General features: G+C 52.1%; 18 protein-coding genes. 12 read left to right on the top strand and 6 right to left on the bottom strand.

The annotated features are described in order from the left end of the window. Positions 1–29 precede the first annotated feature (29 nt). The 4 genes from AC6CHQ_RS03660 to AC6CHQ_RS03645 form a co-directional block, all read right to left on the bottom strand. Positions 30–611: a 5' nucleotidase, NT5C type gene (locus AC6CHQ_RS03660; RefSeq protein WP_498080910.1), complete on the bottom strand. Its 582-nt coding sequence runs from the start codon at positions 609–611 to the stop codon at positions 30–32. Continuing rightward, a complete protein-coding gene (gene ispG, locus AC6CHQ_RS03655) occupies positions 608–1,735 on the bottom strand; it encodes a flavodoxin-dependent (E)-4-hydroxy-3-methylbut-2-enyl-diphosphate synthase (RefSeq protein WP_092051200.1) in 1,128 nt (375 codons plus the stop codon). The genes AC6CHQ_RS03660 and ispG overlap by 4 nt, the downstream gene beginning before the upstream one ends. Before the next feature lie 99 nt (positions 1,736–1,834). Continuing rightward, a complete protein-coding gene (gene yqfZ, locus AC6CHQ_RS03650; protein WP_092051197.1) occupies positions 1,835–2,167 on the bottom strand; it encodes a protein YqfZ in 333 nt (110 codons plus the stop codon). Between the two features lie 23 nt (positions 2,168–2,190). Further along, a complete protein-coding gene (locus tag AC6CHQ_RS03645) occupies positions 2,191–2,718 on the bottom strand; it encodes a DUF1189 family protein (protein WP_092051196.1) in 528 nt (175 codons plus the stop codon). 217 nt (positions 2,719–2,935) lie between these two features. On the opposite strand from AC6CHQ_RS03645, the gene AC6CHQ_RS03640 reads away from it, so the two are divergent. The 9 genes from AC6CHQ_RS03640 to AC6CHQ_RS03600 all read left to right on the top strand — a co-directional run bounded on the left by AC6CHQ_RS03640 (position 2,936) and on the right by AC6CHQ_RS03600 (position 12,519). Beyond that, entirely contained in the window at positions 2,936–4,567 is a 1,632-nt protein-coding gene (locus tag AC6CHQ_RS03640; protein WP_498080909.1) for a Na/Pi cotransporter family protein, read from the top strand. A gap of 27 nt (positions 4,568–4,594) precedes the next feature. Beyond that, positions 4,595–5,077, top strand: a complete 483-nt coding sequence (locus AC6CHQ_RS03635) for a DUF456 domain-containing protein (RefSeq protein ID WP_092051194.1) — start codon at positions 4,595–4,597, stop codon at positions 5,075–5,077. Positions 5,078–5,186: 109 nt separating this feature from the next. Beyond that, on the top strand, positions 5,187–5,792 hold the full coding sequence (locus AC6CHQ_RS03630) for a superoxide dismutase (protein ID WP_092051193.1): 606 nt from the start codon (positions 5,187–5,189) through the stop codon (positions 5,790–5,792). Positions 5,793–5,923: 131 nt separating this feature from the next. Continuing rightward, positions 5,924–8,131 (top strand): peptidoglycan D,D-transpeptidase FtsI family protein, encoded by a 2,208-nt coding sequence (locus tag AC6CHQ_RS03625; RefSeq protein ID WP_251240340.1) that lies wholly within the window; start codon positions 5,924–5,926, stop codon positions 8,129–8,131. 185 nt (positions 8,132–8,316) lie between these two features. After that, a complete protein-coding gene (rpmG, locus tag AC6CHQ_RS03620; protein ID WP_008299952.1) occupies positions 8,317–8,466 on the top strand; it encodes a 50S ribosomal protein L33 in 150 nt (49 codons plus the stop codon). Positions 8,467–8,524: 58 nt separating this feature from the next. Continuing rightward, entirely contained in the window at positions 8,525–9,115 is a 591-nt protein-coding gene (locus AC6CHQ_RS03615; protein WP_251240339.1) for a 5-formyltetrahydrofolate cyclo-ligase, read from the top strand. Continuing rightward, a complete protein-coding gene (locus AC6CHQ_RS03610) occupies positions 9,096–9,278 on the top strand; it encodes a YqgQ family protein (protein ID WP_245744312.1) in 183 nt (60 codons plus the stop codon). The genes AC6CHQ_RS03615 and AC6CHQ_RS03610 overlap by 20 nt, the downstream gene beginning before the upstream one ends. A 187-nt stretch (positions 9,279–9,465) precedes the next feature. Continuing rightward, positions 9,466–11,370, top strand: a complete 1,905-nt coding sequence (locus AC6CHQ_RS03605; RefSeq protein WP_251240338.1) for an LTA synthase family protein — start codon at positions 9,466–9,468, stop codon at positions 11,368–11,370. A gap of 69 nt (positions 11,371–11,439) precedes the next feature. After that, a complete protein-coding gene (locus AC6CHQ_RS03600) occupies positions 11,440–12,519 on the top strand; it encodes a YqgU-like beta propeller domain-containing protein (RefSeq protein ID WP_498080908.1) in 1,080 nt (359 codons plus the stop codon). Between the two features lie 67 nt (positions 12,520–12,586). Here AC6CHQ_RS03600 and AC6CHQ_RS03595 read toward each other — a convergent pair whose 3' ends face one another. Further along, on the bottom strand, positions 12,587–12,766 hold the full coding sequence (locus AC6CHQ_RS03595; protein WP_092051182.1) for a DUF2759 family protein: 180 nt from the start codon (positions 12,764–12,766) through the stop codon (positions 12,587–12,589). Between the two features lie 163 nt (positions 12,767–12,929). Between AC6CHQ_RS03595 and AC6CHQ_RS03590 the strand changes: the two genes are divergently transcribed. Further along, positions 12,930–13,565, top strand: a complete 636-nt coding sequence (locus AC6CHQ_RS03590; RefSeq protein WP_251240336.1) for an MBL fold metallo-hydrolase — start codon at positions 12,930–12,932, stop codon at positions 13,563–13,565. Between the two features lie 53 nt (positions 13,566–13,618). Here the strand turns inward: AC6CHQ_RS03590 and AC6CHQ_RS03585 are convergent, their stop codons facing one another. Next, positions 13,619–13,852, bottom strand: a complete 234-nt coding sequence (locus AC6CHQ_RS03585) for a DUF2626 family protein (RefSeq protein WP_407640874.1) — start codon at positions 13,850–13,852, stop codon at positions 13,619–13,621. A gap of 311 nt (positions 13,853–14,163) precedes the next feature. On the opposite strand from AC6CHQ_RS03585, the gene comGA reads away from it, so the two are divergent. Continuing rightward, on the top strand, positions 14,164–15,219 hold the full coding sequence (gene comGA, locus AC6CHQ_RS03580) for a competence type IV pilus ATPase ComGA (RefSeq protein ID WP_251240335.1): 1,056 nt from the start codon (positions 14,164–14,166) through the stop codon (positions 15,217–15,219). After that, positions 15,212–16,174, top strand: a complete 963-nt coding sequence (gene comGB, locus AC6CHQ_RS03575; RefSeq protein WP_251240334.1) for a competence type IV pilus assembly protein ComGB — start codon at positions 15,212–15,214, stop codon at positions 16,172–16,174. The genes comGA and comGB overlap by 8 nt, the downstream gene beginning before the upstream one ends. Position 16,175 lies beyond the last annotated feature (1 nt).

The following is a 16,175-nucleotide window of genomic DNA, read 5'->3' as shown; positions in this document are numbered from 1 at the left end:
ATATGAAAAAGCGTGAGGAGTTCGCATCCTCACGCTTTTTGTGTGCCGAATTCTTTTTGGATCCATTGGTCAGCCTCGCGCCAATCCCGGACCCGGACGACTCCGGGAGGGGCGGGAAGGCGATTATAGGGGGCATCAAACAGCAGGACGGGTATGCCGACTTCCTCGTGGATATCGACGGCATTGTCGTGCTTGTCTTCAAAGAACACATCGACTTCGTGTTTTATTGCGGCCTCGATCTTGCGGTGGGTGCCTGTCAGTTCGATGTGCCGGTAGGGGATGCCTTGCTCCCTGAACCAGCCGAACGTGACATCTTTGACTTCCAGTCCGCGGGCCGAGATGTAGTAAAGCTCATGCAGCCGGTTCCACTTGTTCAGGATTTCCTGTGCATAGTCATGCGCCGGGGAAGTCCGGTAGATTTCCGGTTCCGCTTCCTTGAACCAGGTGCCAAACTCTTTTGGATCCAGCATCGGAAATGAAGCGGTCAGGCTATAATCGGTGATGTCATCCAGTTTGAATGCCTGTCCAAATCGTTTGTTGATGTGGGGCAGGAGCGAAGATGGGCTAGTTACCGTCCCATCGATATCGATTCCGAGGCGGAGCGGATTCACTCTGCCGCATCCCCCTGGAGCGCCAGCTCTTCTTCGCGGCGCTTGTTTTCGAAATACTCCTCTGCAAGCTTGTCGATTTCCATCTTAAGCTCATCGACCATCGTTTCTTCAGGAACTTTCCGGACGGTCTCGCCCTTCATGAAGAGAAGACCTTCACCGCGTGCGCCGGCGATGCCGATATCCGCTTCGCGTGCCTCGCCCGGGCCGTTTACCGCGCAGCCGAGAACAGCAACCTTGATCGGCGCTTTGATGTGGGAGATGTATTCTTCCACTTCGTTCGCGATAGAGATCAGGTCGATCTCGATGCGTCCGCATGTCGGGCAGGAAATGAGGGTTGCCGCATTGGACGAAAGGCCGAAGACTTTCAATAGTTCACGGGCTACTTTGATCTCTTCAACCGGGTCAGCACTGAGTGAGACACGGAGTGTGTTTCCGATCCCCATGCTCAGCAGGGTGCCGAGACCGGCTGCACTCTTGATCGAACCGGCAAACTGGGTTCCGGACTCGGTGATGCCGAGGTGGAGCGGATAATCAAATGCTTGCGATGCCAAACGGTAAGCATCGACTGCCAGCTGGACATCGGAGGCTTTCAGCGACACGATAATGTCGTGGAAGTCGAGATCCTCGAGAATCTTGATGTGGTGCAGGGCACTTTCAACCATGCCCTCAGCAGTCGGATAGCCATACTTCTGAAGAATATGGCGCTCGAGCGATCCGGCGTTAACGCCGATTCTGATCGGAATGCCTTTTTCTTTCGCGGCCTTGACAACCTGTTCAACACGTTCGCGTTTTCCGATATTTCCGGGGTTGATCCGGATCTTATCCGCACCCTGCTCGATTGCAATGAGCGCGAGGCGGTAGTCAAAGTGGATATCCACGACTAGCGGGATGTCGATCTGTTTTTTGATTTCGCCGATGGCATAGGCTGCGCGCTCATCCGGGCAAGCTACCCGGACAACCTGACAGCCCGCTTCCGTCAGACGTTTGATCTGGGCTACGGTTCCTTCCACATCATGTGTCTTTGTTGTGGTCATACTCTGAATGAAGAGTTCGTTGCTGCCGCCGATCGTCAGGTTTCCAACTCGGACCGGACGGGTTTTTGAACGGTGTGTAATTTCACCCATATGTCATTCTCTCCTTTAGCAGGCCGGTGCCTTCACTTCGATTATTCTATCAATGCATTCCATCTTAGACAAGTAATCCGGATACGGGCAGCCCCCGGGTCACCCGCATGATTCCCCGCTGTCCGGCGACAGGGGCAAAAAGACGGTGCTGCCTGCAGCGGGCTGTTGGTTCTTAAGGTGGGGATTCAGATTATAAAACTCGCTCAGTCGCGTGAGGAGGTCCATATCATCAGGATAAAGTGCGAATAAAGAACGTACGGTGTCGCCCTCCACGAGTGTTACCGGAATCACGTCCGGCTGGGCTGTCTCTTGGCAGGAGCCGCCTGCCTCCGCCGAATAAAATGCCGCTTTCGGGATGGTCCCTTCCTGCAGATCGGTTCTGATAAAGTAGGAAATGATCAGGATCACGATGGCGGCCAGGAAAATCCGCATGGAAAAACCCCCTTTTCCACATTCTATGAACGGACTGGGGGTTTATGCGCCGCTGGTCTCTTAACAGGTGCATTTTTGGGATAATAGCCTGCCGCGAGCCAGATATAAACTAGGGCTACGGCCCAAGAAAGCGGTGCGGCAAAAGGAATGGCTCCTCCCAGCAAATCGTCGGCAAGAAGCAGCAGGGTCGGGACAGTCAATGCGACGGCTGATGTTCGCCACAAGTGGCGGTACTCGCCACGGCGGCTGCGGAGCCGGATCATTCCCATGCCCGCCAGTGCAGCAATGCTCGCCTTAATATAGAAATAGAAAGTGGAGATCAGAAACTGGAGAACAAAAGCTGCCGGGTAGAGGAGCGGTCCGATGCCCTTAAGTTCTTCAGCCGGAATTCCCGTCTCTTCGAGGATGGCACCCGAGGAAAGGGAAAAACTGATGAATGATAGTACAGCCGTGAGCAGGACGAAGACAAAGATATATTTCACGACCTTGCCGAATGGCAGAAGACGGTAGGCGGCCAGTTTTTTCGGTTCATAAAAAGCCGAAAGGAACATTTGCCGGAACTTCAGATTCAGATCGATCGCCTCCCTAACCCGTTTAGTTTACCACGTGTAAGGGTACATCTGTGGGGAGAAAACGAAAGTTCTATGACGCCCGGAACCCCGATTGTTAACGTATTGTAAATTCTTTAAAGTTCCTCTTTACAATCGCTTGGACCACTCTACATAATGGACAAGCATTAATTTTTGTCGAATGGGGTTGAATGAACTCGTGGAAATCAATTGGACAGAGATGATATTCCAGTTTATCGGCGGACTGGGGATCTTCCTGTTTTCCATTAACTTTATGGGGAACGCCCTCCAGAAAGCTGCCGGCGACCGGCTCAGAGATATTCTGGACCGTTTCACGACCAATCCGTTCATGGGCGTCCTGGTGGGGGTTGTCGTCACAATCCTGATCCAATCCAGCTCAGGGACGACAGTCATTGTCGTCGGCCTGGTAAGTGCCGGATTCATGAAACTCCGCCAGGCGATCGGGGTCATCATGGGGGCCAACATCGGGACAACGGTCACTGCCTTTATCATCGGTATTGATGTCGGAGCCTATGCGCTTCCGATTATGGGTGTGGGTGCCTTCCTTCTGTTCTTCTTTAAGAAGGACAAGATTAAAAACCTGGGTGAAGTCGTCTTCGGCTTCGGGGGCCTTTTCCTCGGGCTCGAGCTGATGAGCGGTGGCATGAAGCCTCTCCGGGAACTTCCGGCGTTTATTGACCTGACCCTATCGATGAGCGAAAACTCGCTTCTCGGCGTTGTCGTTGGTACGGTCTTTACACTGATCGTCCAGAGCTCCAGTGCGACAGTCGGGATTTTGCAGGGCCTGTATGCCGAGCAGCTTGTAGACCTGAGGGCGGCACTGCCTATATTGTTCGGTGACAACATCGGTACAACAATCACTGCTGTTCTTGCATCTCTTGGTGCATCTGTCGCGGCCAGGCGTGCGGCAGCCACTCACGTCCTGTTTAACGTGATCGGGTCGATCGTTTTCCTGATTTTCCTCGTACCGTTCACGACATATGTCAGCTGGCTGTCGTCCGTGCTCGGCCTGGAACCGAAAATGCAGATTGCATTTGCACACGGCTCCTTTAACGTGGCCAATACCATCATTCAATTCCCGCTGATCGGTGTCTGGGCATACGTAGTGACAAAACTGATTCCAGGTGAGGATGTATCGATCGAATTTAAGCCGAAACACCTGGATCCTTCCTTTATCAGCCAATCGCCGTCAATCGCGATCGGGCAGGCAAAAGAAGAGATTCTCCGGATGGGCGAATACGCTGTCCGCGGCCTGAACGAGACATACACATATCTGAAAACAAGCGAGAAAAAGCATTCTGAAACGGCGTACCAGCTGGAGGATGCGATCAATAACCTTGACCGGGGGATCACAGATTATCTCGTGAAGATTTCTGCGGAGCCGATCAGTGCGATCGAATCTGAACGTCACGTCATCCTGATGGAGACGGTTCGCGACATTGAGCGGATCGGCGACCACTTTGAAAACATCATCGAACTGATCGACTACCGCGAGGCCAACCGCGTTGTACTCACTGAAGGTGCGTTGGCGGACCTGGATGAAATGTTCAGCCTGACCATCGATACGGTCAGCCGCTCTCTTGAAGCCCTTAACCATCACGATGCGGAAATCGCCCGTGAAGTCGCAGAAAAAGAAGATCTCATCGACAAGATGGAGCGGAAGTTCCGCAAAAAGCACATCCAACGACTGAACGATGGCCAATGTTCCGCACAGGCCGGTATCGTCTTCGTCGATATCGTGAGCAACCTGGAGCGCATCGGCGACCACGCCGTCAATATTGCGGAATCGATTCTGGGCCGCAACGTATAATGTGAAAAGAGAAGGGGGAGGACCTAAATGGCCATCATTGCCTGGACGCTGATCATCCTGAGTTTCATCATTGCGTTCATCGGGCTGGTCTATCCGGTGATCCCCGCTTCTCTTTTTGTTTTCCTGGGATTCGTCCTTTACGGGCTGTTCTATTCATTTGCTGAACTGCCCTGGTGGTTCTGGCTGGCCGAAATCCTGTTCGTCATCCTGCTTTTCGGAGCTGACTTCCTGGCGAACGCGGTAGGCGTGAAAAAGTATGGCGGCACAAAGGCCGGACTGTGGGGAAGTACCATCGGAATCCTGGTCGGACCATTTGTCATACCGGTGATCGGGATTCTGGCAGGCCCATTTATCGGTGCCGTGCTTGGCGAACTGCTGGTCAACCGGAAAGGGCTGAACCAGGCTTTGAGAAGCGGACTAGGGTCGCTGATCGGGTTCCTGACGTCTGTCGGCGTAAAGGGTGCCATCCAGATTGTTATGATTTTGCTGTTTGTTGTCGTGGTTTCCTGAGATACTTTATTGCACCGCCATTTCGGCGGTGCTTTTTATTTGAAGCTGTGCAACAAGTTTGATAATGTGAAGGTTGTAGTCAATCAATTGAACCCGGGAGGAATGTGAAATGGCTTTTAAATTGCCAGAACTTCCATACGCGTACGACGCGTTGGAGCCAAGCATCGACAAAGAAACGATGGAGATCCACCATACGAAGCACCACAACACGTATGTGACAAACCTCAACGCTGCAGTTGAAGGAACGGATCTTGCTGAAAAATCGATCGAAGACGTTCTCCGTAACTTCGATTCCGTACCGGAAGAAAAGAAAACCGCAGTCCGCAACAACGGCGGTGGCCATGCCAACCACTCGCTTTTCTGGCAGATCCTTTCGCCAAACGGCGGCGGACAGCCATCCGGAGCTCTTGCTGAAGCGATCGACAAGAAATTCGGCAGCTTCGACAAATTCAAGGAAGAGTTCGAAACAGCAGCGAAGGGCCGCTTCGGTTCCGGCTGGGCTTGGCTCGTCGTAAACAACGGCGAAGTCGAAGTCACTTCGACTCCGAACCAGGACTCTCCACTTATGGAAGGAAAGACGCCAGTACTCGGACTTGACGTCTGGGAGCACGCGTACTACCTGAAGTATCAGAACCGCCGTCCTGAATATGCATCGGCATTCTGGAATGTTGTAAACTGGGAAGAAGTTTCCAAGCGCTACGAAGAAGCAAAATAATCGTTTTCTCAGCCTAATTCCGGCGATGCCGGAAACCCCGCACACACCACGGGCGTCCCGTTGGTGTGTGCTTTTTTTGTTGGTTTGAGGTACAATTCTCGTAGAAATTCGCAAGGAAAGGGGGAAGCCGCGTGAACCGCCGCAGGCGATCCTCTAAGCAGGAGACACCAAAACAGAAACTTCGCAAAAACACCACCTTTAGGATGAATGTCCTGTTCTTCACCATTTTTCTCCTGTTTTCGTCGCTTGTTCTCCGGCTGGGCTATCTTCAGATTGTCAAAGGAGAAGATTACAAGAGGGTCATTGAGCGTACCGAGGAGATTTCGGTCAATACCAGCGTCCCTCGGGGCAGAATTTACGACCGGACAGGCCAGATCCTTGTCGGTAACGAGCCGAAACGGGCGATCACCTACACGAAAAAGCAGTCCACAAAAACGGACGAAATGCTGGAAGTGGCCCGTGGGCTTGCCGCACTGATTGAAAAGGATCCGGAAGATGTCACACAACGAGACAAAAAAGACTTCTGGATTCTTCTCAATAAGGACGAGGCTTACGATCGTGTATCGGACAAGGAAAAGAAGGCCATCAACTCGGATGAAACTAAGTCGAAAACCGAACGGCAACGGGAGCTGGACAGTCTCGTCCGGGATAAAATCACTGAAGCCGACCTGGAGGCAATGAGTCCCGAAGAAGTTGAAGTGCTCGCCATCTATAGGGAAATGACCTCCGGGTACAACTACTCGCCACAGATCATCAAGAGCGGTGACGTGACACCGGAGGAGTATGCGAGGGTTTCAGAACGCCTCCACGAACTGCCCGGCGTCAATACGACAACCGACTGGGAGCGTGTAAGGAATTCGGAATTGGCGATCCTTGGCCAGACGACCACTCCTAAAGAAGGACTTCCCGGAGATGACTTGCAGTACTATTTGGCACGCGGTTATTCAAGGAACGACCGGGTGGGCAAAAGCTTTATAGAGAAGCAGTATGAATCAGTCCTCCAGGGGCAGAAGACCATTGCGAAAAACATCACCGACAAGGCCGGTAACGTCCTTGAAACAGTTCCGGTACAGGAAGGGCAGCCTGGCAAGGACCTGGTCCTGAGCATTGACAGCGAACTGCAGAAAAAAGCGGAAGAAGTCGTCAGCCGGCATGTCCTTTCCATCAAAAACGGACGGAATTCGCAAATGTTCGACCGGATTTTCTTCGTCATGATGGATCCGAATAACGGGGAGATCCTTTCCATGGTCGGCAAGCAGGCAATACGGAACAAGGAAACAGGAAAGTACGAAGTGTATGACCGCACATTCGGCACTTATCAGGATGCCTACGAGGCCGGTTCTACCATAAAGATGGCGACTATCCTCGCGGGTTATCAACACGGAGGGGCAACGGTCGGCCAGACGATGATCGATGCTCCGATGCATTTTAGGGGCACACCACCAAAACGCTCACTGTTCAACTGGTACAATAGCATTCCGGTCAATGACATCACGGCCATCACACGGTCTTCCAACGTTTATATGTGGAAGATCGCCATCGGCATCGGCGGTGGCTCCTATGTTCCGAATGGCCCGCTCTCAATCGATTCACAGGCGATTGATCGTTTCCGTCATTCGTTCGCCTCGTTCGGACTCGGTGTTGAAACCGGCATCGACCTGCCGGACGAAGCGGCCGGGCAGCACCCGTCCAATCCTTCTTCAAGCAATGTTCTCGACTTTGCCATCGGACAGTACGATACGTACACGACCATGCAGCTTGCCCAATATGTTTCAACGATCGCCAATGGCGGATACCGGGTCGCACCACGAGTCGTCAAAGAAATACGAGAACCTTCTCCGGACGGCAAGAAACTTGGACCGATCGCCACCGAGCTTCCCGCCAAATATCTGAACCGGGTCAGCAATAGCGACAATCAGATTGAACGGATGAAGCAGGGCATGTACACCGTCTACTACGACCGGCGTGGAACCGCTTATTCGACATTCAGCGACACAGAAGGCTATAAGGCGGCCGGCAAGACCGGGACAGCTGAGCGCAGATATTACGAGGCTGACAGGAAGGACCCATGGTTCGGGAAGCCGACCGTCAATGTTTCCCATGTCGGGTTCGCGCCATATGAGGATCCCGAGATCGCCTATGCCGTTCTCGCGCCGAACGTTTCGTCAAACACAAATTCCATTCCGCATCCGAACAATGAAATCGCCAGGGAAATGACTGATTTCTACTTTGAACTCAAGGAACAGCGGATTAAAAGCGGAGAGGCCGGCGCCAATATCGAAGGAGCGCTGAAAGAGTCGGAAGACGGCACGGTTATCCGTGAAGGGGAAGGGGAATAACACTTGGCTTCGGTTGCCGTGAAAGCGCCCGGCCAGAGTGTTTGTCCCATGAAAAAAAGTGCTTTGGACGCAGATTCTTTAGTGGACATCGGCGTGCCTTGTGCTATAATGGAACAGTCGTATAAATCATGCTCACTTAACCATGCTCAAACATTTCTATCCTGTATGAGTGGGAGGGGAACCGAATGCGCGTTAATGTAACTCTTGCTTGCACTGAATGCGGCGAGCGCAACTATATCACGACCAAAAACAAGCGTACCAATCCGGAACGCATTGAAATGAAAAAGTACTGCTCACGTGATAACAAACAGACTCTGCACCGCGAAACGAAGTAAGCGGATCCTGCCAAAACCGGTACCGGTTTTGGTTTTTTCATTGGAGGAGGTTTCTGTAATGGATAAAAAGACGATCCGTAAGAACATACTCGGTTCATTGAGGAATATGCAGCCGGAGGACTATTCCGGCCGCAGCCGTGACGCCATCCGGTATCTCATGGAAGATCCGGCGTACAGAAATGCCGGCACTATAGGTGTCACCATCTCCAGGTTTCCCGAGCTTGACACAAGGCCGCTGGTCGAAGCTGCATGGAAAGACGGCAAGCGGGTAGCCGCACCCAGATGCTCGCCGTCAGACCGTGGCATGCAATTCCGCTACATCGATTCTTATGAACAGCTGGAGACCGTCTATATGGACCTGCTGGAACCTGCAGAGGATAAAACCAAGCCCGCCGGAAAAGAGGATATCGATCTTTTGGTCGTCCCGGGCGTTGCCTATTCGCAATCAGGGTACCGCATCGGTTTCGGAGGCGGTTATTATGATCGTTATCTTACGGACTTCGGGGGAGATACGGTCTCGCTTGCGTTTGAAAAGCAACTGGCCGGTGAAGTGCCGGCTGAGTCCCATGATATCCCTGTTGACAGGATTTTCACTGAACGCCGTGTGATCGACTGCAGGGGAGGGGCGGATGTTGGAGACCGTGTATGATGTCATGCAGCTGCTCAAGAGGTTCGGCACGTTTGTCTATACCGGAGACCGGAATGCAGATCTGATCCTGATGGAGATGGAAGTCCGCCACCTGCATGAAAATGGAATGATCTCCAACGGTGAATTCACAAAATCCCTGCTGATCCTCAGGAGGGGGAAATAAGGCCGGAACGATAATCGGGCCTTATGAAGTATTAAGAAAATATGAACTTCGGTTTACAATGAAACCATATGCCGTTTACATCCGTCATATATAGGGTACTCGGATTTGAGCAACCATGTGTTTGTCTTCATTCCCTCAATCTCATTCCGCCAGACCGAGAAACCTACCAGAAAGGGGTTAGCCAGACGTGGCAATTACGAAAAGGCCAAAACTCCTGCTGCTGCTCACGATTGCAGTAGTAGCATCGTGGCTCAAAACTTATATCACCTATAAAACAAGCTTTAACATGGCAATCGATAATATGATGCAGGAATTCATCTTGTTCCTCAATCCGTTATTTTTCCTGCTGTTCATCTACGGCTTCTCCATGTACATGAAAACATGGAAAGGGACCGTCAGATATCTTCTCATCACGAGCGGGATCATGACGATCATCTTATATGCGAATGTGGTTTTCTACAGATTCTACAGTGATTTCATCACGCTTCCTGTGCTCTTCCAGACGAATAACTTTGGAGACCTTGGATCTTCCGTGCTGTCGAGCCTGAGAATCCATGACCCACTTTACTTCGCGGATATCCTGATCATCTGGTTTGCAGCGAAAAAAATGGGAGAGCCCGCAGTGAAGGCGGCGGTGCGTCCAATGTTCCGCAGGCTTTATTTTGTCGGGACCGCTGCATTGCTTGTCCTGAACCTCGGCCTTGCCGAAACGGAACGCCCGCAGCTCCTTACGCGGAGTTTCGACCGTGAACTGCTCGTGAAGAACCTGGGAATGTACAACTACCATCTCTACGATATCTATATTCAGACAAAGTCCCATGCCCAGCGCGCACTTGCCGATGGCACCGAGCTGACCGAAATTGAGAACTACACTTCGGCCAACCATGCAGAACCTGATCCTGAAATGTTCGGAGTTGCCGAAGGGCGCAATATCATTGCGATCTCGATGGAGTCTCTCCAGTCCTTTGTGATCAATAACGATATGAACGGCCATGAGGTCACACCGTTCCTGAACAGCCTGACCCAAGACAAGGATACTTTCTATTTCCCGAACTTCTACCATCAGACCGGTCTCGGGAAGACATCCGACTCCGAGTTTATCGTGGAGAACTCCCTTTATCCGCTGAGCGGAGGTGCGGTGTTCTTCACCCACGGCGGAAACACTTATAATTCGATGGCTGAGAAACTCGGGGATAACGGTTATTACACGAACGTCATGCACCCTAACGGAAAAAGTTTCTGGAACCGGGACATGATGTATCAGGCGCTTGATATCGACCACTTCTACGACATTGAAAGCTACACGGTCGGTGAAGGAGAGGCCGTCAACTGGGGAATGAAAGACATTCCGTTCTTTGAACAGTCTGCGGACATCATGACGGAAATGCCTCAACCGTTTTATTCCCGGATGATCACTCTCACGAACCACTATCCGTTCACGCTCGATGAAGAGGATAAGTTGATACCGGAATATGATTCAAACTCGAGAACGCTGAACCGCTATTTCCAGGCGGTCCGCTATATGGATGAAGCTTTAAAGAGCCTGTTCGATGATCTGAAGGAAAAAGGGCTCTATGACAATTCAATCATTGTCATGTACGGAGACCACTATGGCATCTCCGAAAACCACAACAAGGCGATGAGCATGTACCTTGGTGAAGAGATTACGCCGCTTGTTTCTGCGGAACTTCAGAAAGTTCCAATGTTCATTCACATTCCTGGCTATGGGGAAGGGGAAACTGTCGAGAAGCTCGCTGGCCAGATCGACGTCCGGCCGACGCTTATGCACCTGATGGGCATTGAGACGAAGGATGACGTCCAGTTCGGGACAGACATATTCTCTCCTGAGCACGACGAGTTCGTTGCGTTCCGCGATGGCCGCTTCATTACTCCGGAGAACATTTATGCCGGCGAAGTATGCTACGACCTCTCCACAAGAGAAGAAGGGGATCCCGCAGCCTGCGAAGAAGGTCTGCAGAAAGTTCAGCAGGAACTGAAGTATTCGGATATGATCATCAACGGCGACTTGCTGAGATTTTATAGAAATCAGCCGGTTTCCGGGCAGGAGTTTGAACTGCGCGAAGCCGATTGACTAAAGCCTGTGCGGAACTATTGCCGCACAGGCTTTTTTACATAACGATAACGAAACGGGGGGCTATGGGTGATTAAAAAACGGATGCTTGCCGGACTGCTCGCCATTATTTTGGTGACAGCCGGTTGTGCGCCTGAGGAAGAAACGCCGCCAGAAGCGGGGGGAACAGCTGAAGGTGCCGAAGAACCTGAAGAAAATACCCGGGCCATTCCTGATATCGGAGAAGATCCGCTTGTCCTGGGATTTGATGCGGGAGGCAGGATTCTGGCCGTCTCTTCCGAAGAAGCCGGGGGTTCAGTCCTGTACGCGGTAGAACCGGAAAAAGGGGCTGCCGAAGAGATCGTCCGGACGGAACTCATGATCACTGAGGCGGAAAGCCACCCGTCAGGCAGACTTTTGCTCAGGCTGGATGCAGGGGAGGGGGAGGCCCATCTTCGGCTGATCGGTGACGACACTGCCGAGGAGGACATTATCGTGGAGTCCCACGATATTGCCTGGTCCTGGAATCCTGACGACTGGACAAAGCTGTATGTGACAGCTTTTGATGAATATTGGGACTTTGACGTCTTCCTCGCAGATGCATCTTCCGGCTCTCTTGACCCGGTTGAAGATGCCGGGCCTTTTCCGGTATGGTCAGAAGCTGGCGGAGTGATTGAAGTGCTGGATGATGGCAATCTGGAAGACGGAGGAACGCTTGTAGACGGCAACGGAACCGTGATTGCGGAGAATGTCCTGGAATTCTCAACGGACGGCAAATTATTCGCCATCGCCGAAGCCGCCGCTGACGGCAGTATCCGCTACCTGATCGGCAGCGGAGAAGGGGATTGGCTTCCGGTCATGAGTCTTCCCTCGGGAGACCGGTGGCCCGGACTTCTTCCGGCGGAAATTGTGCCTGCTGGACCGGGACGGTTTGCAACGCTCTTGCCGACGGAGACAGAGGCCGCGGAAGGAGCATCTCAGTGGCAGCCGGCATTGATTTCCACGCGCGGAATCCGGAAGTCAGCGGCAAGGGTCGATTCTCCGGTTATGACCTGCTCCGCGGAGACGTCCTTTTGCCTGACCGGTGCGATGAGCGAGCTGCTATTTAATACAGACGATGGGACAGTTGTGAATTGGATGGAACAAATAAAAGGCGATTCCGGGAAATGACCGGAATCGCCTTTTTTCTTTTCAAAAATGCAAAAGGACCGGCATGTTTGCCGGTCCTTTGTTGGGATCAGTGAAGTGTTGGCGGGTAGCCCTGGAAAGCGATCGTGAGAACGACAAAGGCCCCGAAGACGACGAATGCAGCCAAATTGAAAAGAATGCTCAGGATATTACGTTCCTTGAAAGCCTGGACTGTTCCGATTGCTGCGAAAATCGCAATGAGTCCAAAAATAACCATCAGTAAGTTCATCGGTGACACTCCTTCCGACAATGAGTCCGATAATGATTCAGATCACGTATAAACTCCTCTTCTATTGTAATGAAAGGACCTTCATTTGTCGAGCGCAAATCGTGTCGAATGTATGAACACCGGCAACCCGCCATGCTATAATGGGCTCGGGGTGAACAGACAAATGATCAAATTCCATCGATATCCGCTTGGGCCTCTGCAGACGAATTGCTATATCGCCGAAGCGGAAACCGGCGAGTGCCTGATTTTCGATCCGGGAGAGGAAGCCGCAAAGGTTGCAGGGGAAATTGAAAAGCTGAATCTTCGTCCAACAGCAATTTACCTGACCCATGCACACTTTGACCATATTGGGGCGGTGGAAGACCTCCGGACACGCTATGGCATACCGGTCCATCTGCATTCAGCTGAACAGGAATGGCTCAGTGATCCGATGCTGAACGGATCCGGAAGGTATACGGATCTTCCTGATATCCGCACAGACGCACCGGACCGGCTTATCGGCGAAGACGGACAACGCAAGGATGGCCATTTCGAATTCAGTACGTTCCATGTGCCGGGCCATTCTCCGGGCAGCGTGGCATTTTACTTTGAGCGTGAAGGGGTTCTCGTCGGCGGGGACGCACTTTTCCGCATGAGCATTGGCCGGACCGACTTGCCGGGCGGCGACCATGAAACTCTGCTCAGCTCGATCCGGGAAAAACTATTTGCGTTGCCTGAAGGGACCGAAGTCCTTCCGGGCCACATGGACCCGACGTCAATCGGTGACGAAAAGAGGTTGAATCCGTTTCTTCGCGGATAATTGAGCAATAAAAAAACAGCCAATCCGGCTGTTTTTTTGTATCACATTTTTAATTAATGTCCTGCGCCCGGCACATGAATGAAGTTCGTGTAATAGCTGAACCCAACCATGAAGACCATCAAGTAAGCGCCGAAAAGATATAAGTACATGCGTTCAGTCAACTTCAGATATCCGAATAGAATGAAGAATCCGGTGCTTGCCAACATGAGCAATGACGGTGTCATCATGTCTCCGATATAGAACATGACCGCGAAAATGCCTGTCCAGAAGCCACAAAGCTTGAACATATTATCCACGCGTGTTCCCTCCTTTACAACGGTGCCATAATCATCTCCCATTCATTATATAGGTTTTGACTGTGCGGTGCAAACTGATTCCGATAGCAAGATTGTGACAAAAGGTTGTCAATGTTAAATCATCAAAATTCAAATTTGCCCCCTTTTCGCCTTGCATTTTTCAATAACGTCATCGGATATTGTCCCATTTTGCAAAGGTGCCGGATTAACTACCAACCGCCCCGTTGCCGGCCTATACTCGAACTGACAGGGGAGTGCGGTCCTTTCCTGTCAATTACAGTAGGCAGGGAGGCGGCAGTACGGTGGAAAACGTCATCGAAGAAAAAGCCGTGGAACTCCTGAGCCGGGCAGTCGGGGAAGGCGCAACAGACCTTCACCTGAACCCGTCAGGCCATTCTTATGAAATCCAGCACAGAAAAGGAAGGGGGATCATTACGGCATCGGAAATCCCCGTTGAACTCGGTGAGCGGATCATCTCCTTTTATAAGTACCTATCCTCACTTGATATCGGAGAGCGCAGAAAACCGCAAAGCGGTGCATTTTCCCTTGTCTTTGGAGATGCCCTTTACTCTTTCCGCATTTCAACATTGCCCTCTGTCAACAAGAAGGAAAGTGCGGCCATCCGTTTCCAGGCGCAAGAGGATGCCCGTCCTGTGGCGGAGCTGACGGATGATATGGAGGCTGTCAGTCTGCTTCTCGGGGCCGCTGAAAAACGGCAGGGAATGATTTTCTTTACCGGCCCGACAGGAAGCGGCAAGACGACCACAATGTATTCGGTGACCCGCCATTGCGCAGAGGCACTCGGGCGGCATGTGATCTCCCTTGAAGATCCGGTCGAACGCAGCCAGCCGCACCTTCTGCAGATCCAGGTGAATGAGCGGGCAGGCATCACTTATTCAACCGGACTCAAGGCAATTCTCAGACATTCGCCGGATGTCATCATGATTGGAGAGATCCGCGATGCGGATACAGCAAAAGTCGCCGTTCAGGCGGCGCTGACGGGGCACCTCGTTGTGGCGACCGTCCACTCCAAAGATACAGCGGGAAGCCTGTTCAGGATGTTGGAATTCGGCATCCAGCTGGAAGAACTCAGACAGACGGTATACATGATTTGTGCCCAGCGGCTGTCTTCAGGCGGCAGCGGTCAAAGAGCAATTTACGAAATCCTCCACGGACACCTGCTCGGCAAAGCGTTCCGGTGCCTGCAGGAAGGGGATCCGTTTGTTATGCCGTCAGAACTGACGCTTGACCGGAAGGAGGCGATGCAAAATGTCCCGGCTCCATATAAGGCGGTCAAAGAAAATCCGGCTCCACCAACCGGAACGGTTCCTTTCCCGGGCCGCCGGGCTGATGGATGAAGGTTATACCTTCCATGATTCTGTCCGGATGCTGCTTCCTCACCATATCAGTGATCCAAGCGGAGCCGAGCGCGCGCTGGAAAAAAATCTGCGTTCAGGAAAAAGTCCCGAGGAAATTCTCGCGGATGTCGGATTTTCCTCCGCACTTCTAGTTCCCGTCGGGATTTCCGTCAGCCACGGCAATTTGCCGGAGTCGCTCCGGACAGTGGCTGGCCGACTCGGGCGCAGGGGAAGGACGATGGAGAAAATGCGGAAAGCCACTTTTTATCCCGCCGTCCTTTTCTGTTTTATTGCATTGCTGTTCATTTTGTTCAGAACGATGTTTATGCCGAACATGGAAAAGATGCTGAGCAGCAGGGGAGGCGGGGAAGATGCGGTCGCCCTTTCCGCCTATCTTCTGAGGCTGCCTGATGTGATTGCAGGCGTAGTGCTGATCTTTATTGCTGTCGCTATTCCGGTTTATCTGATCTGGGCAAAAAAACCGGCGGAAGAAAGGCTTAGGACTGCACTATCGGTACCTGTGCTTTCCAAGTGGGTCAGAATGGGGCAGACCACTGTATTTGCCCGGGAGATGGGAACGCTTCTGGGGGGAGGCATTCCGCTTCAGCAGGCACTCGGCATCGTGGCCGCGCAGGACAGCAATTCCATGCTAGCGATGATCACGAGAAATGTCGAATCCCGGATTCTTACCGGAGATCCGCTCCATGAAGCAGTCCGTCATGCCGGTGGATTTATGCCTGACTTTCCATCATTCATCCGACATGGGGAGGAAGGCGGCCACTTGCCGAGGGAAATGCTTGTCTACAGTGAACTGATGGATGAAAAAATCGGAGAGGAATCGGAAAAGCTGATTGCCGTCGTTCAGCCCGTGTTGTTTGGAATTCTGGCAGTCTGTATCATGGGCGCCTATCTGGCCCTGATGCTGCCGGTCTACAGTATGATCGAACTCCAATGAA

The organism is Bhargavaea sp. GQ12, from assembly GCF_059758705.1.
Note: the sequence above shows the minus strand (reverse complement) of the source record. Positions and strands in the feature narration are given on the sequence as shown.

Coding starts and splice junctions, on each gene's coding strand:
- ispG (WP_092051200.1), bottom strand. CDS start 1,735: ATGGGTGAAATTACACACCGTTCAAAAACCCGTCCGGTCCGAGTTGGA.
- yqfZ (WP_092051197.1), bottom strand. CDS start 2,167: ATGCGGATTTTCCTGGCCGCCATCGTGATCCTGATCATTTCCTACTTT.
- AC6CHQ_RS03645 (WP_092051196.1), bottom strand. CDS start 2,718: ATGTTCCTTTCGGCTTTTTATGAACCGAAAAAACTGGCCGCCTACCGT.
- AC6CHQ_RS03635 (WP_092051194.1), top strand. CDS start 4,595: ATGGCCATCATTGCCTGGACGCTGATCATCCTGAGTTTCATCATTGCG.
- AC6CHQ_RS03630 (WP_092051193.1), top strand. CDS start 5,187: ATGGCTTTTAAATTGCCAGAACTTCCATACGCGTACGACGCGTTGGAG.
- rpmG (WP_008299952.1), top strand. CDS start 8,317: ATGCGCGTTAATGTAACTCTTGCTTGCACTGAATGCGGCGAGCGCAAC.
- AC6CHQ_RS03615 (WP_251240339.1), top strand. CDS start 8,525: ATGGATAAAAAGACGATCCGTAAGAACATACTCGGTTCATTGAGGAAT.
- AC6CHQ_RS03610 (WP_245744312.1), top strand. CDS start 9,096: ATGTTGGAGACCGTGTATGATGTCATGCAGCTGCTCAAGAGGTTCGGC.
- AC6CHQ_RS03595 (WP_092051182.1), bottom strand. CDS start 12,766: ATGAACTTACTGATGGTTATTTTTGGACTCATTGCGATTTTCGCAGCA.
- AC6CHQ_RS03590 (WP_251240336.1), top strand. CDS start 12,930: ATGATCAAATTCCATCGATATCCGCTTGGGCCTCTGCAGACGAATTGC.
- AC6CHQ_RS03585 (WP_407640874.1), bottom strand. CDS start 13,852: ATGTTCAAGCTTTGTGGCTTCTGGACAGGCATTTTCGCGGTCATGTTC.
- comGB (WP_251240334.1), top strand. CDS start 15,212: ATGGATGAAGGTTATACCTTCCATGATTCTGTCCGGATGCTGCTTCCT.